General features: G+C 37.5%; 14 protein-coding genes. 3 read left to right on the top strand and 11 right to left on the bottom strand.

The genetic code is table 11. The features are described from left to right. Window positions 1–213: 213 nt before the first annotated feature. From EWU23_RS03030 to EWU23_RS03015, 4 genes are all read right to left on the bottom strand, one after another. Window positions 214–1,188, bottom strand: coding sequence for a UDP-glucuronic acid decarboxylase family protein (locus EWU23_RS03030; protein ID WP_166228663.1), 975 nt, complete (start codon window positions 1,186–1,188; stop codon window positions 214–216). Between the two features lie 9 nt (window positions 1,189–1,197). After that, on the bottom strand, window positions 1,198–2,511 hold the full coding sequence (locus EWU23_RS03025; RefSeq protein ID WP_166228661.1) for a UDP-glucose dehydrogenase family protein: 1,314 nt from the start codon (window positions 2,509–2,511) through the stop codon (window positions 1,198–1,200). An 86-nt stretch (window positions 2,512–2,597) separates the two neighbouring features. Next, complete coding sequence (gene pafA, locus EWU23_RS03020; protein ID WP_166228659.1) at window positions 2,598–4,235, bottom strand: alkaline phosphatase PafA; 1,638 nt, start codon at window positions 4,233–4,235, stop codon at window positions 2,598–2,600. Beyond that, window positions 4,232–4,693 carry a type I restriction enzyme HsdR N-terminal domain-containing protein gene (locus EWU23_RS03015; protein WP_166228657.1) on the bottom strand — a complete coding sequence of 154 codons (462 nt, stop codon included), beginning with the start codon at window positions 4,691–4,693 and terminating at the stop codon, window positions 4,232–4,234. Before EWU23_RS03015 ends, pafA begins: the two co-directional genes overlap by 4 nt. A gap of 66 nt (window positions 4,694–4,759) precedes the next feature. On the opposite strand from EWU23_RS03015, the gene EWU23_RS03010 reads away from it, so the two are divergent. Continuing rightward, window positions 4,760–5,533, top strand: a complete 774-nt coding sequence (locus EWU23_RS03010; RefSeq protein WP_166228655.1) for an AMP nucleosidase — start codon at window positions 4,760–4,762, stop codon at window positions 5,531–5,533. Window positions 5,534–5,535: 2 nt separating this feature from the next. Here the strand turns inward: EWU23_RS03010 and EWU23_RS03005 are convergent, their stop codons facing one another. The 4 genes from EWU23_RS03005 to argS form a co-directional block, all read right to left on the bottom strand. Beyond that, window positions 5,536–6,882, bottom strand: a complete 1,347-nt coding sequence (locus EWU23_RS03005; RefSeq protein ID WP_166228653.1) for a tetratricopeptide repeat protein — start codon at window positions 6,880–6,882, stop codon at window positions 5,536–5,538. A 37-nt stretch (window positions 6,883–6,919) separates the two neighbouring features. Beyond that, on the bottom strand, window positions 6,920–7,834 hold the full coding sequence (menA, locus tag EWU23_RS03000) for a 1,4-dihydroxy-2-naphthoate octaprenyltransferase (RefSeq protein ID WP_166228651.1): 915 nt from the start codon (window positions 7,832–7,834) through the stop codon (window positions 6,920–6,922). Window positions 7,835–7,898: 64 nt separating this feature from the next. Continuing rightward, window positions 7,899–8,480: a glutathione peroxidase gene (locus EWU23_RS02995; protein WP_235942130.1), complete on the bottom strand. Its 582-nt coding sequence runs from the start codon at window positions 8,478–8,480 to the stop codon at window positions 7,899–7,901. A gap of 46 nt (window positions 8,481–8,526) precedes the next feature. After that, window positions 8,527–10,314: an arginine--tRNA ligase gene (gene argS / locus EWU23_RS02990; protein WP_166228647.1), complete on the bottom strand. Its 1,788-nt coding sequence runs from the start codon at window positions 10,312–10,314 to the stop codon at window positions 8,527–8,529. 107 nt (window positions 10,315–10,421) lie between these two features. On the opposite strand from argS, the gene EWU23_RS02985 reads away from it, so the two are divergent. Beyond that, window positions 10,422–10,988, top strand: coding sequence for an L-threonylcarbamoyladenylate synthase (locus EWU23_RS02985; protein WP_166228645.1), 567 nt, complete (start codon window positions 10,422–10,424; stop codon window positions 10,986–10,988). Further along, complete coding sequence (locus EWU23_RS02980) at window positions 10,985–12,430, top strand: CCA tRNA nucleotidyltransferase (RefSeq protein WP_166228642.1); 1,446 nt, start codon at window positions 10,985–10,987, stop codon at window positions 12,428–12,430. The genes EWU23_RS02985 and EWU23_RS02980 overlap by 4 nt, the downstream gene beginning before the upstream one ends. 40 nt (window positions 12,431–12,470) lie before the next feature. Here EWU23_RS02980 and EWU23_RS02975 read toward each other — a convergent pair whose 3' ends face one another. The 3 genes from EWU23_RS02975 to EWU23_RS02965 all read right to left on the bottom strand — a co-directional run bounded on the left by EWU23_RS02975 (window position 12,471) and on the right by EWU23_RS02965 (window position 14,272). Further along, a complete protein-coding gene (locus EWU23_RS02975) occupies window positions 12,471–13,103 on the bottom strand; it encodes a nitroreductase family protein (RefSeq protein ID WP_166228640.1) in 633 nt (210 codons plus the stop codon). Between the two features lie 67 nt (window positions 13,104–13,170). Beyond that, window positions 13,171–13,746, bottom strand: coding sequence for a YceI family protein (locus EWU23_RS02970; RefSeq protein WP_166228638.1), 576 nt, complete (start codon window positions 13,744–13,746; stop codon window positions 13,171–13,173). A gap of 76 nt (window positions 13,747–13,822) precedes the next feature. Next, on the bottom strand, window positions 13,823–14,272 hold the full coding sequence (locus EWU23_RS02965) for a MarR family winged helix-turn-helix transcriptional regulator (protein WP_166228636.1): 450 nt from the start codon (window positions 14,270–14,272) through the stop codon (window positions 13,823–13,825). Window positions 14,273–14,350 lie beyond the last annotated feature (78 nt).

Genomic DNA, 14,350 nt, shown 5'->3' with positions numbered 1-14,350 from the left:
CAAAACAGGCTGTCCATTTGGACAGCCTGTTTTGATTTCAACGCATTTTTCTCACGCTGTCAAGGTTTTAAACCTTGACAGCGTTGTGCGTTGATAACGATTTTGAAAATAATTTTATTTCAAATCATATTTCATTATCAAGTCCTTGATAAAAATGAGACATTAAAAAAGGCCAGCATTCGCTAGCCTTTTAATCACAATATGTCATGAGTTTTATTTGAACTCCTTATGATGTGCTAATCGATGTAAGTCTTCTTGGCTTAATGATTTGAAATATTCATAGGTGATTTTTAATCCTTCCGCTCTAGAAACTTTAGGTTCCCAACCTAATATGGCTTTTGCTTTGGTGATATCTGGTTTTCTTTGTTTCGGATCATCCGTAGGCAAAGGAAGGGAGATTAACTTTTGACTTGTTCCTGTCAACTTGATAATTTCTTCCCCAAACTCCTTGATCGTAATTTCATCGGGATTCCCAATATTCACAGGTTGGGCATAATCACTTAATAGCAAGCGATATATTCCTTCTACTAAATCGTCTACATAGCAAAAGGCTCTTGTTTGAGAACCATCGCCAAACATGGTTAAATCTTCTCCACGTAATGCCTGACCTATAAATGCAGGTAAAACACGACCGTCATTCAGACGCATTCTAGGTCCATAAGTATTGAAAATTCGGACAATACGTGTTTCTACTCCATGATAGGTATGATAGGCCATGGTCATAGCCTCTTGAAAGCGCTTAGCTTCATCATAAACTCCTCTTGGACCTACTGGATTTACATTTCCCCAATACTCTTCTGTTTGCGGATGAACCAAAGGATCTCCATAAACTTCAGAAGTAGAGGCAATCAGTACACGAGCATTTTTTACTCGTGCCAATCCCAAGCAATTATGAATACCCAATGAACCCACCTTTAAGGTTTGTATCGGGATTTTCAAATAATCAATAGGGGAGGCAGGAGAAGCAAAATGTAAGATATAATCTAATTCACCAGGTACATGGATGAATTTGGATACATCATGATGATAAAATTCAAAATTGGGAAGCTTAAACAGGTGCTCAATGTTTTTCAAATCGCCCGTGATTAAATTATCCATGGCAATCACATGAAAACCCTCTTTGATAAAACGATCGCACAAATGTGACCCTAAAAATCCAGCACCTCCAGTTATTAATACTCTTTTCATTTCTATGATTTATGATAATACGGTTTGACGGCCAATGGAATAATACGTATATCCCAATTCTTTCATTTGAGATAATTCATATAAATTTCTACCATCAAAAATGACTTTATTTTTCAGTAAAGAGTCCATTTTCTCGAAATCAGGTGTACGAAATTGGGGCCATTCAGTAACAATTAATAAGGCATCAGCTTCTTCTAAGGCCTCATAAGGATTTTTGCAAAATTGTACGCTATCACCTAATAAAGCCTGAACATTCGGCATCGCCTCTGGATCATAGGCTTTGATGGTACATCCTGCCTCTAATAAAGCTTCAATGTTATACAAAGCTGGTGCTTCACGAATATCATCCGTATATGGCTTAAATGCCAATCCCCAAATAGCAATGGTTTTACCAGCTAAATCTTCATTAAAATATTGTCGAACTTGCGGTAATAATTTAGTTTTTTGATTTTCATTCACCCGCATCACACTGTCCAAAATATGGAACTTGTAATTATTTTCTTCGGAAGTTTTGGCCAATGCTTGTACATCTTTTGGAAAACAACTTCCACCATATCCTATCCCTGCAAATAAAAACCGCTTACCAATACGTGAATCTGTGCCAATACCACGACGAATATCATCCACATTAGCACCAACCAATTCACATAAATTGGCTATTTCATTCATAAAGGTAATCTTGGTCGCTAAAAATGCATTGGCCGCATATTTAGTCATTTCAGCCGAGCGTTCATCCATAAAAATGATAGGATTCCCTTGACGAACCAATGGGGCATATAATTTGGTCATTAATTCCTTAGCTCTGTCAGATTCAGTTCCAATCACCACTCGATCTGGTTTCATGAAATCCTCTACGGCCACCCCCTCACGCAAAAATTCAGGATTGGAAACTACATCAAAAGGAACCTGAGCATTTTTCGCAATGGCATTTTTTACCAATTCCGAAGTGCCTACAGGAACAGTACTTTTATCGATGATAACGGTGTATTCTTTCAATAATGGACCTAAATCATGGGCTACTTGCAAAATGTATTTCAAATCCGCCGAACCATCTTCTCCTGGAGGCGTTGGAAGTGCTAAGAAGATCACTTTTGCTCCTTCTATTCCTTCCACCAAGGAAGTGGTAAAGTTTAATCGCCCTTCCTCCACATTGCGGTGAAATAAATCTTCCAAACCTGGTTCATAAATGGGTACAATACCCGCTTTCATCTGATTAATCTTAGCCTCATTGATATCGACACATGTGACGTGGTTACCCGTTTCTGAAAAACATGTTCCTGTGACAAGGCCTACATATCCCGTTCCTACTACCGCAATTTTCATAGGTTAATCTTTATTTAGTTCAAAAATTTGGCTCAAAAATAGCCATTTTTCTTTTAAAATTTATAATTGAATCGTATTATCAAAACTTATTTAGCCATCGGTATAATTTTACCAATACTTCCCGAAGGTTCCATGCAACCTAACCAATTAGCTAAGGTGGTTGATATGTCACTAATACTAGTTCTACTACTTAATTCTTGAGGTTTAACTTTCCAACCATAAAACAATAAGGGGACATGTGTGTCATATGCATAAAGCGTACTATGGGTAGTTCCTGTTTTTCCTCCCATAAACCATTGTGGTTTCAATAAAATCATAAAATCCCCACTGCGTGCTGGATGATACCCATTAGAAACCAATTCTTTATAAGGTTGAATTAAGGTGCTATTGGCAACATCCTGCATATCAACGATTGTCGATGTACCTTCTATTTTGGAATAAGCAGCTAAAATTACTTGGTGTAATTTTTTACGATTGATGGCTAATTTTTCAGCTAATTGATGGTCAATGTAAATTTGAGAGTTTTCACTACCCACAATTAATTTATCTGAACCAAACTCTTTTTGCAAGGCAATTTTTGCCTCAGTTAAGGCCTTGCTAGCTTCAAATACCCCACCTGGCAATTTTTTAGAATGTAAGTATCCAGGAACCTCCGCTACAGCATGGTCAGCTGTTAAAAATACCAATACGCGATCTTTACCAAATTGCTTGTCTAAATATGCCAATAACTCAGCAATATCTCGATCTAATCGTAAATAGGTATCTTCTAATTCAATGGATTGAGGGCCAAAGGCATGTCCTACATAATCCGTGGAAGAAAAGCTAACAGCTAGAAAATCAGTAGCATTGTTTTGTCCCAATTTTTCTTCTTCAATCGCCTTTAGGGCAAAATCTTTAGTAATCGAATTGCCATAAGGTGTAGAACGAATAATTTCTAAAGGATTAGAACCTTCTAATGCATGAGGGAATGTAGGTGTTTTTTCCGAAGGTAATTTGCCTTCAAATGGTAAATTGTCCTCCGCACTTTGAACATAGGTTTCAATAGGATACAAGGTATTCCATCCTTGTTTGACATATTTAATTGCTTTTTCTTCTGAATTGAATTTTTGAACCCATGTCGGTAATTCTTTCATGTAAAAAGAAGAAGTTATCCATCGGCCTTCCTTAGAATCATACCAATAAGAGGCATTGGCAGTGTGGCCACCTGGTAAAATGGCTCCACGGTCTTTTAATGCAATAGCAATCGTTTTTGAACGGAAATTTTGTGCTATTCGCAATTGATCCGTTATAGTACTTGTCCAAAGATTTTTGGGCGACATATACCCCGTTTTGCCTGTGGTCCCAACAGTGGTAACTGTACTGTCTTCAGTACAATATACCTTTTTGCCAGTGGCTACATCCGTCCAGTCATTTCCAACAATTCCATGAACTGCTGGTACTGTTCCTGTATAAACACTCGCATGGCCAGCTGCTGTTACTGTTGGAGCATAGTTATAATGATTATCCTGACAATTTAAACCTTCACGCATCAATCGCTTAAAGCCATTGTCACTATAGCGATCTTGGTATTTATATAAATAATCATATCGCATTTGGTCAACCACAATACCTACAACCAAGGCTGGTCTTTTGGCTAATGTTTTAGTCTTGTTTTGAGCCCAAGTCGCACTTACACTAAGTAGACTGATAATCAAATAGGCAAATACTTGTGTCGTTCTTTTCATGAATAAATAGGAAATTGTGTTAATGTATTTGTTTTTTGGTGTAATAAATCTATTTCTAATAGTTTGGTTTCTAGACCATTAGTGAGTACTAAATATTTGGAATTAATCTGTTTTTGATATTGACTAATCTGTTGCCAAGTAACTTCTGTAAGCTTTACATGAGGTGCTTTACATTCAATGATCATAAACACAGTTCCATCTTTAGCAAATATTTGAATATCACTTCTTCTTTGTAATTGATTGATGCTGATGCCTCCTTCAATTTGAATCATTCCACAGGGATAATGTAGGTGACTGGTGATGTATTGCAAACAATGTTGACGAACCCATTCCTCTGGAGAAAGCAATCTATATTTTTTAGCAATGGGGTCAAAAATATAGAGTTTTCCATCCTTTTTTTTTAATTTGTAATCATAAGGGGGGAACTGGAGCGTCAGGTCAGCTATAGGTTGCATCATAGGCCATTACACAAACTCTAAATTAATCTATTTGTAGATTAATTTCATCACGAACTATCTCTTTTCATGAAAACTAAAGAAGAAATTGTACAAAATTGGTTACCTCGCTACACAGGTACACCATTGGACAAATTTGGCCAGTATATTTTATTGACCAATTTCAAGAACTACGTTGATATGTTTGCACAAAAATTTGACGTAGAAATTCTGGGACAGGATCGCCCCATGCAAACAGCCACGGCTGATAATATTACCATCATCAATTTTGGAATGGGCTCACCCATGGCTGCTACTGTGATGGATATTCTTTCTGCTATTTCACCTAAAGCAGTACTGTTCTTGGGTAAATGTGGCGGACTTAAAAGAAACCTTGCTTTGGGGGATTTAATCCTTCCCATTGCGGCTGTCAGGGGAGAAGGGACTTCCGATGAATATATGCCCAAAGAAATACCTGCTTTACCTTCTTTCCGATTGCAACGTTCCGTGTCTTCTATGATTAAGAAACATGAAAAGGATTATTGGACAGGTTTAATTTACACCACCAATCGTCGAGTGTGGGAGCACGATGAAGAGTTCAAAAAGTATTTATCCGATATCCGTGCCATGTGTATTGATATGGAAACGGCTACTATTTTTACGGTAGGATTTGTCAATAAAATTCCTCGTGGAGCTTTACTTTTAGTATCGGATAATCCCATGACTCCCGATGGAGTAAAAACAGATGTTAGCGATAAGAAAGTAACCGACAACTATGTAAACCTACACCTTCAGATAGGTATAGATGCCTTGGAAGAATTAGCTTCTTCAGGAGAATCCGTTAAACACTTACGTTTCGAGTAATTTTAGTTACAGTAATCTCGGATTACTTGGAAGGATGGATTATATCCCAATTCTCCCGCTTTACTTAAATCCAAACATCCAGTGGTATCGGCTAATACTAATTTGATGATACCTCTAACAAAATAGGCCTCTGCGTATTTGGCATTCAATTTGATTGCATTACTGCAATCTTGAATGGCATTACGCTGATCCCCTACATTGGATTTGGCCATAGCTCTCATGAAATAGGCATCCGCATAAATGGGATTTAGTGAAATCGCCCGATTGTAATCATCCATAGCTTGTTTAGGGTCTCCAGATTTAGATTTGGCCAAGCCTCGGTTAAAATAAATTTCAGCCCTTTCAGCGCTGAATTCAGCAATTTTAATTTTATCTTGAACAGAATTACGTAATTCATCCAATACCGCTTTATTCATTTTAGCCGTATATGAAATTTTAGCATTGTCCAAATTTCCCATATCCACAGCTTTGGTATAATCTTCTATGGCACCCCGCTGATCTCCTAGTTTTGATTTAACAAAACCTCTTCCATAGAATGCTTCCACTTTAGCGGGTTCTAATTCCAATGCTTTATTGAAATCTTCTAATGCTCCTTTTTCTCCATTTTCTCCTCTGAAATTCTCCAGTTGTGTTTTGCAAAATCCTGAATTATACCAATCATTGGCTTCATCTGGACTTATTTTTAAGGCTTCATTAAAATCTTTTAGGGCATTGGCAAAATCATTCAACTTCATTTTGGCAAACCCTCTACCTGAGTAATAAGTAGATCTTTTGGGACTAATCTCAATGGCCTTACTGTAGTCTTCTATACTGCTGGCATATTCGCCTAATTTCGCTTTGCAATCTCCTCTGGCGGCCAAGCATGGCGCATATTCAGGGTTTAATTCCAGGGATTTATTAAAGTCAGATAAGCCACCACGGTAGTTTTCTAATTTACTTTTAGACAATCCTCTGGAATAATAAGCCGTAGCTTCTAATGGATTTAAGCGAATGGCTTCATTGTAGTCTTGAATGGCAATTTTATGATTGTCTTGCTTGCTATAACTTTGCCCACGAGCTATGAATGCCTCATAATAAGTGGATTTTAATTCAATCGCTTTTTCGAAATCCAAAATAGCTCCCCGAAAATCCTTCAAATTATACTTCGCAAAACCACGGTTATAAAAGGCTGTGGGATTTGGATTAGCCGTATTTTTCTCAATTTCTATACTGAAGTTTCGTAAGGCCTCGGCATAATTCCCCGTTTTATTTTGAGTTAAACCTAGTTCCATGTAATTGACACCATCTTGTGCCATCATCGAATTAGAAAAAATTAGCAAGCAGGCAATAGCCAGAGAAGTCCACTTCATGGTTTAATTTCTATTTATAATGTAAAAATAAGGGAAATCACTCGCTAAGAAAAATTTGCGTAAAGCCAAATACCAAAATAAGCCATAAGGTAATTAAAGCCGTTTTTTTCAAATAGGGGTCTATTTGAACGGGTGTTAAATTGGGCTGTAATTTGTTGGCTAATAGGGCGATAGGAATGAAGGCGGCTAACATGGTGGAGTTTTGAATCAAAGTAGGAGGGACTCCATGATTCACCATCGGGAATATTCCAAAACTTAAGATGGTTAAAATGTATAAGAATTTTTGATATAAAAACCCCGCTGTTTTACCTATACGAACAGGGATAGACAATTTTCCTTGTTTTTTATCATTTTCCAAATCACGTAAATTATTCAAGTTTAGTACAGCTACCGACATGAATCCGCAACCCGCTGCTGGCAAAAAGGTAGCTAATTTAAATTCCAACGTTTGTAAGAAATAGACTCCTACGGTACCTACTAAGCCAAAGAAAATAAATACAGAAAGGTCACCTAATCCCATATAGCCATATGGCCTTTTACCCACCGTATAGGCAATGGCAGCTCCAATGGCCAATATGCCTAAAACTAAAAAGCCTAAAATAATTTCAATGGATGCCGCTTGAAGGCTAATGTACAGTAAACTTATGCCTGAAATAAATGCTAAAAGGACACTTAGATAAACGGCTTGTTTCATTTCTGATGGACTGATAGCCCCGGTCTGAACAGCTCGTAGCGCTACTTTTCTGTCCGCATTATCTATGCCGTTTTGCGTGTCACCCAAATCGTTGGCAAAATTGGATAAAATTTGAAGCAAAAGGGTAGTTAGAATAGCTAGGGCACCTATGGACCATTGAAAGTGGCCATCCACATAGGCCAAAATATTACCTAAAATGGTGCTGGCAATGGCCAGAGGTAATGTGCGGGGCCTGGCGGCTTCTACCCAACGATTCATATTGTTGTATTTATTAGAAACAAACATCCCTGAATTTGAAAAATTCAGGGATGTAAGAAATTAATTATTTCGCTAAAGCTTGCAGAAATTCTGGGCTAGAAGGTTTGATAGCAGATGCGAAAAAGTTGACTAATTCACCTTTTTCATTGATGACATATTTACAGAAATTCCAGCTTGGTTCTTTTTCATTCCAACCATTACCTTTTTTATCAGTAAGCCATTGGTACAAGTCACATTTCCCATCACCTTTTACCACGACTTTCTCCATCATTTGGAAGCTAACACCATAATTTTTCTGGCAAAAGCTGGCAATTTCTTCATTGGTACCTGGTTCTTGACCTCCAAATTCATTGGCAGGAAAACCTAAAATAACAATGTCTTTATTGGCTTGGTGGAATTTCTCCCAATCCGCATACTGTGGAGTATACCCACATTTAGAGGCAGTATTTAATACCACCACTTTCTTTCCTTTAAATTGGCTAAAGTCAATAACCTTGCCATCAATACTTTTCATTTTGAAATGATGAAAGTTCGGTGCAGCAACAACAGTTTCCACGTTTTCTGGGCGATTTAAAATGGTGTTTTGGGTAAACGGCAATGTAAGCGCCGTTAATAAGGATCCAATTTTGACAATATTTACTAGCATAACGACAGTGATTAATATAAGTGAGAAAGTTAAAATTCGTTTCATGTTACATTCGTTCAGGAGAAACTATTCCCAATAACGAAGTTGCGTGCTGAATTGTTTTGCCTGTTAAGTCCGCCAAGGTAAGTCGAATTGTTCTAATCTCCTCGTTTTCTTCATTTAAGATCGTCAATTCATTGTAAAATTTATTGAATTGTTTTGCTAAATCAAAGGAATATTGCGCAATTATTGATGGCGAGAAGTTCTCGCAAGCTTCCTCCAGTTTCGTTTTATATGTTCCTAATAAATAGATTAATTCTCTTTCTGATTCAGCAAATGAAATGGCCGAATAGTTTTCGCCACTTAAAGGAAAGCCTTTTTCTATCGCTTTTCTTCGTATGGAGCAAATTCTCGTATGAGTATATTGAATAAATGGCCCTGTATTGCCTTGGAAATCAATGGATTCCTCTGGATTAAATAACATGCGTTTTTTAGGGTCTACCTTCAATAAAAAGTATTTTAATGCCCCCATTCCCAATTGTTGAAATAATCGATTGGATTCCTCTTCGGAGAATCCTTCTATTTTTCCCAATTCCAAGGTCCTTTCTCTGGCAGTATCTACCATTTCTTGCATCAAATCATCCGCATCTACCACCGTTCCTTCTCTTGATTTCATTTTACCACTAGGTAAATCCACCATGCCATAGGATAAGTGATAATTCCCTAAAGAGAAAGGTTTATTCAGTTTCTTTAAAATATGGAACAAGACCTCAAAATGGTAATCTTGCTCATTACCTACCACATAAATGGACTGTTTAGCTCCAAAGTCCTCAAATTTCAATTGAGCCGTCCCCATATCTTGGGTAATATAAACAGAAGTTCCATCTTTTCTCAAGACCAATTTTTCATCCAGACCCTCCTCTTCTAAATTAATCCAAACAGAACCATCTGGCTTTTGGTAAAAAACACCTTGAGCTAATCCTTCATCAACTAATTTTTTACCCAATAAATAGGTGTTGGATTCACGGTAAATTTTATCGAAATCAACGCCCATTTGCTTATAACTAGCTGCAAAGCCATCCAATACCCATGCATTCATGGTTTCCCATAATTGAATTACGGTCGGTTCTCCTTGCTCCCAAGCCAATAACATGGCCTGAGCTTGTAACATAATGGGTGCTTGAGCTTTCGCTTTTTCTGGATCAATTCCAGTTGCCACCAATTGTTCAATTTCTGATTTATAAGCCTTATCAAAGGCTACATAATATTTGCCCACTAAGTGGTCGCCTTTCAATCCGCTGGAAGCTGGAGTTTCCCCATTTCCAAACAATTGATAAGCCAACATGGACTTGCAAATATGTATCCCGCGGTCATTCACTAAATTAGTTTTAATGACTTCGTAACCCCCAGCTTTTAGAATTTGAGCTACCGAATAACCAAGAAAATTATTTCTTAAATGGCCTAAATGAAGGGGCTTGTTGGTATTAGGGGAGGAGTACTCAATGACAATTTTTTCATTTTTTGGCGCCAATTGAAAAGCTGAATTGTCTTGTGCTATTTCTTGTAATAAATCATACCAAACAGAATCGTGTAAGGAAATATTTAAAAATCCTTGCACAACTTGATAAGCCTTAACTAGTTGCGGATTGTTTGCTACTAAATAATCACCCAAGGCTTGAGCAATTTGTGCAGGTGCTTTGCCCGCTTTTTTGGTATAGGGAAAGACAACAAAAGTATAGGCCCCTTCAAATTCCTTTTTAGTTTCTTGAAGGCTGAGGTCATTTTCCTCTATTTGAAATAAGGAACTTAAACCAGCTTGAATACTTGCAATGAGTTGTACTTGTATACTCGACATACCAAAGACGAAGAAATTGTGATTAAAATGTTTGCAAAGGTAGCCAATTCAAGCTAAACATTGATTCTCGACTTAATAAAAGAGGAATTAATCTTTACCTTTGTGTTATGATACAGTCCATTTACGACGACGCAATAAAATCATTAAAATCAGGAGGAGTTCTCTTATATCCTAGTGATACGATCTGGGGTTTAGGATGTGATGCTCGGATGGATGCGTCTATTGAGAAATTGTTTGACATCAAACAAAGACCAGAAAATAAGGGTCTGATTTTGCTTATATCCAAGATTGAGCAATTAAATGAATATGTAGAGCAAGTACCTGATATTGCCTGGGATTTAGTGGATTTTGCCGAAGATCCATTAACGGTCATTTATCCTAAAGGTAAAAATGTCAGTAAACATGTGTTAGGACCTGAAGGAACTATCGCCATTCGCTTAGTCAAAGATGAGTTTTGTAAAGGACTCGTTTATCGATACCAAAGGGCCATTGTTTCCACTTCAGCAAATGTATCAGGGGAACCATCTCCAGAAAATTTCGAAACTATTTCATCCATCGTTAAAGATGGGGCTGATTATATTTTACAAAACCCAAACCCTCCCAAAGGGAAAGCTAAGGCATCTAAAATTGTCAAATTAGGCCTTAATGGTGATTATACTATGATTCGTCAATGATAAAAACGGGAAAGGAAATTATTGGAAATCCAATTTTTGTCAAGATTGGAGCTGCTGCTGACCGTTTGGGCTTAGATGCCTATGTCATTGGAGGATATGTACGCGATGCCATTTTAGGCCGAGATAGTAAGAAAGATATTGATGTGGTTTGCATTGGTTCAGGTATAGCTTTAGCAGAAGAAGTTGCCCGTGAATTTAATCTACCCGAACACCAAGTTTCCGTTTTTAAGAACTTCGGTACAGCCATGTTAAAAGTGGATGATTGGGATTTGGAATTTGTCGGGGCCAGAAAAGAATCTTACCAACGAGATTCTAGAAAACCCGTTGTGGAAGAAGGAAGCTTAGAAGATGATCAAAATCGGAGGGATTTTACCATCAATGCCATGGCAGTTCAGCTAAATTCAGCGCAATGGGGTAAACTTTTGGACCCATTTGATGGATTGAAAGACTTGGAAGCTCGAATTTTACGAACACCCTTAGAGCCAGGAATTACCTTTTCAGATGATCCTTTGCGCATGATGCGTGCTATTCGTTTTGCCGCTCAATTAGGCTTTGATATATTTCCCAGTACGTTTGAAGCACTTCAAGTAGAGAATGTCCGACTAGAGATTATTTCCATGGAGCGGATTTCCGAAGAACTGAATAAGATTATTCTTTGTAGAAAGCCTTCTTATGGATTTTTGCTACTGGATGCCTGCGGAATTTTACCCATCATTTTTCCGGAATTTGTCAAACTAAAAGGAGTAGATACAGAAGAAGGAAAAGGCCATAAAGATAATTTTTACCATACCCTTCAAGTATTAGATAATATTTCCCAGCATACAGATGACCTTTGGTGGCGCTGGGCTGCTATTTTGCATGATATAGCTAAGCCTGCCACGAAGCGCTTTGACCCGAAAAAAGGTTGGACATTTCATGGACATGAAGAGATGGGAGCAAGGCAGGTTCCTGCCATTTTTAAGCGACTGAAACTGCCCTTGAATGAGAAGATGAAATTAGTTCAAAAGCTAGTTCGACTGCATTTAAGACCCATAGCTTTGTCCAAAGAAGAAATTACGGATGCCGCTTTACGTCGATTATTGTTTGAAGCAGGCGAAGAATTGGAAGCTTTGATGACACTTTGTCGAGCCGATATTACCTCCAAAAATGGCGATAAAGTCAAACGGTATTTAAAGAATTTTGATAAAGTAGAGGAGAAATTGAAAGAGGTAGAAGAAAAGGACTCCTTGAGGAATTTTCAACCTGTCATTTCTGGAGAGATTATTATGCAAGTCTTTGACGTTGGGCCAGGAAAGGAAATTGGATTAATTAAGGTGGCTATTCGAGAAGCTATATTAGAAGGTCAAGTCAAAAATGATTTAGCTTCTGCTTGGGAATTTATGCTAGAAGAGGGTAAGAAACTCGGTCTGAGCCCTCAGATTAGCCTAGCTGATTTAGCATAAAAAAAGGTCTCGAAAGAGACCTTTTTCTTTTTATACTGATTTAGATAATATGTATAAATAATTCTTCTTTGGGCCAGCGGACCTTTTTGGCATTGACCATAAAGTCGACTGCTTCATCACGCTCACCTACTGCCATCATTAAAACAGCATGTAGACCTTTTTCTTTCAGATTCAAAATGGCATCAACTTCTGTTGGTTTAAAACCCTCCATTGGTGTACTGTCAATCTCCAATTTAGCGGCTGCAGCTAAGGCCGTACCCAGAGCTAAATACACTTGTTTATCCATCCATTTGATTTGGTCTTCCACCGGCCGACTAAGCAAAGAGCCAGCAATGGCATCTTTATACGCTTTTAAATCAGCAATGTTTACGTTTCTAGTTTCGGATACCAATTGAATAAATGCATCAATTTTTTCGGCTGTAACCTCATTCCAGGCAGCAAAAACCAACAAATGTGAGGATTCTACTATCTGAGGCTGATTATAAGCGGCTGGTTGAATTTTTGCTTTTAATTCTTCATTTTCAATCACTAGAATCTGGTAAGGCTGTAAGCCAAAACCTGAGGCAGATAATTGAATCGCAGATAAAAGGGAATCAATTTTAGATGCGTCCACTTTTTTTCCATTCATTCTCTTGGCTGCATAGCGCCATTGCAAAGCATCTACTAAGGACATAATTTTTAGGGTATTATTATGTGGAACAAAACTTAGCCTGTGTAACAGGCTAAGTTTGTCAATTGTTTTATTCAGAAACTAAAGTCACTGCTAAAGTGAAATCATCGAAGATCGCTTTGTCACCAATAGATTCGAAGAATTTTTTAGAACCAAATTTGATGTCATAATCCGTACGATCAATTGTGATGTTAGCTTTTGCACTTACTTTTCCATTGCTTACTGCAATTTGAGCTGGGAAAGTGATCGCTTTGGTGATTCCTTTAATAGTTAAATTACCACTAACTTGGTTACCAGCTACTTTTGTGATGACAAATTGAGCAGTTGGGAATTTTTCAATCTCAAAAAAGTCACCAGAAGAAATATGACCTACAAATTTCTTGTTGTATTCAGGATCTGTAATATCCTTACATACAATGGATTTCATATCAATGGTGAAATTGCCACCCGTGATCTGATTTTTGTTAACTACTAATTTACCTGCCGAAATACCAATAGTACCCGTGTGTTCACCAGTTACTTTTTTAGCATTCCATACAATGCTACTAGCTTTAGTTGAAACTGGACTTGTGCTAGGTGCAGCAATTGTTTGATGTGTAAATGCCACGAAGGCTAAGGCGGAAAGAATAAAGCTTACTTTTTTCATTGTTGTTTAATTTTAAAAGGGTTGTAATTGAATGTAAAAGAGAAATATAAAATTGTTGATGAACTGTAATGCGTATCTAATTTCTAAAAAGGTCCAAAAGTTCATTTAGTTTGATTAAATCGTCTTGGCTCATGTGACTGAAACGCTTAACCCATTCATTTTGAACTTCATCCAGTTGTTGGAGGATAGCTAATCCCTCAGGAAGTATAAGGACATCCACAGCTCTACGGTCGTTGGGACACTCCCTTCGTAAGACCCATTTTTTTTCTACCAATTTATCGACTAATCGAGAGGCATTGGATGTACGATCCAACATGCGTTCAATGATGGCCAATACCGTCATGGGTTTTCCATTTTGTCCTCTTAAAATGCGAAGTACGTTGTACTGTTGCATGGAAAGGTCATAAGGTTTTAATAATTCCTGCTGTTGGTATGCCACCCAGTTGCCTGTAAAAATCACATTGACAATGGCTTTAGCCTCTTCAGAGACAAAGTTGCTTTGTTGTAACTCGCTTGCAATTTCCATATCTGTATAAATTGATGTTGTAAAATTAAATGTAATTACATTAAATACAAATGTTTTTAAATATTTTTTTTGAGAATA

Source organism: Aquirufa beregesia (genome assembly GCF_011090385.1).
Classification (GTDB): Bacteria; Bacteroidota; Bacteroidia; order Cytophagales; family Spirosomataceae; genus Aquirufa; species Aquirufa beregesia.
The sequence above is the reverse complement of the archived record's forward strand: the minus strand, read 5'-3'. Positions and strand labels throughout refer to the sequence as shown.

What these genes read in the sequence shown, in the direction of transcription:
- EWU23_RS03030 (WP_166228663.1), bottom strand. Translation starts at nt 1,188, where the DNA reads ATGAAAAGAGTATTAATAACTGGAGGTGCTGGATTTTTAGGGTCACAT.
- EWU23_RS03025 (WP_166228661.1), bottom strand. Translation starts at nt 2,511, where the DNA reads ATGAAAATTGCGGTAGTAGGAACGGGATATGTAGGCCTTGTCACAGGA.
- pafA (WP_166228659.1), bottom strand. Translation starts at nt 4,235, where the DNA reads ATGAAAAGAACGACACAAGTATTTGCCTATTTGATTATCAGTCTACTT.
- EWU23_RS03015 (WP_166228657.1), bottom strand. Translation starts at nt 4,693, where the DNA reads ATGATGCAACCTATAGCTGACCTGACGCTCCAGTTCCCCCCTTATGAT.
- EWU23_RS03010 (WP_166228655.1), top strand. Translation starts at nt 4,760, where the DNA reads ATGAAAACTAAAGAAGAAATTGTACAAAATTGGTTACCTCGCTACACA.
- EWU23_RS03005 (WP_166228653.1), bottom strand. Translation starts at nt 6,882, where the DNA reads ATGAAGTGGACTTCTCTGGCTATTGCCTGCTTGCTAATTTTTTCTAAT.
- menA (WP_166228651.1), bottom strand. Translation starts at nt 7,834, where the DNA reads ATGAATCGTTGGGTAGAAGCCGCCAGGCCCCGCACATTACCTCTGGCC.
- EWU23_RS02995 (WP_235942130.1), bottom strand. Translation starts at nt 8,480, where the DNA reads ATGCTAGTAAATATTGTCAAAATTGGATCCTTATTAACGGCGCTTACA.
- argS (WP_166228647.1), bottom strand. Translation starts at nt 10,314, where the DNA reads ATGTCGAGTATACAAGTACAACTCATTGCAAGTATTCAAGCTGGTTTA.
- EWU23_RS02985 (WP_166228645.1), top strand. Translation starts at nt 10,422, where the DNA reads ATGATACAGTCCATTTACGACGACGCAATAAAATCATTAAAATCAGGA.
- EWU23_RS02980 (WP_166228642.1), top strand. Translation starts at nt 10,985, where the DNA reads ATGATAAAAACGGGAAAGGAAATTATTGGAAATCCAATTTTTGTCAAG.
- EWU23_RS02975 (WP_166228640.1), bottom strand. Translation starts at nt 13,103, where the DNA reads ATGTCCTTAGTAGATGCTTTGCAATGGCGCTATGCAGCCAAGAGAATG.
- EWU23_RS02970 (WP_166228638.1), bottom strand. Translation starts at nt 13,746, where the DNA reads ATGAAAAAAGTAAGCTTTATTCTTTCCGCCTTAGCCTTCGTGGCATTT.
- EWU23_RS02965 (WP_166228636.1), bottom strand. Translation starts at nt 14,272, where the DNA reads ATGGAAATTGCAAGCGAGTTACAACAAAGCAACTTTGTCTCTGAAGAG.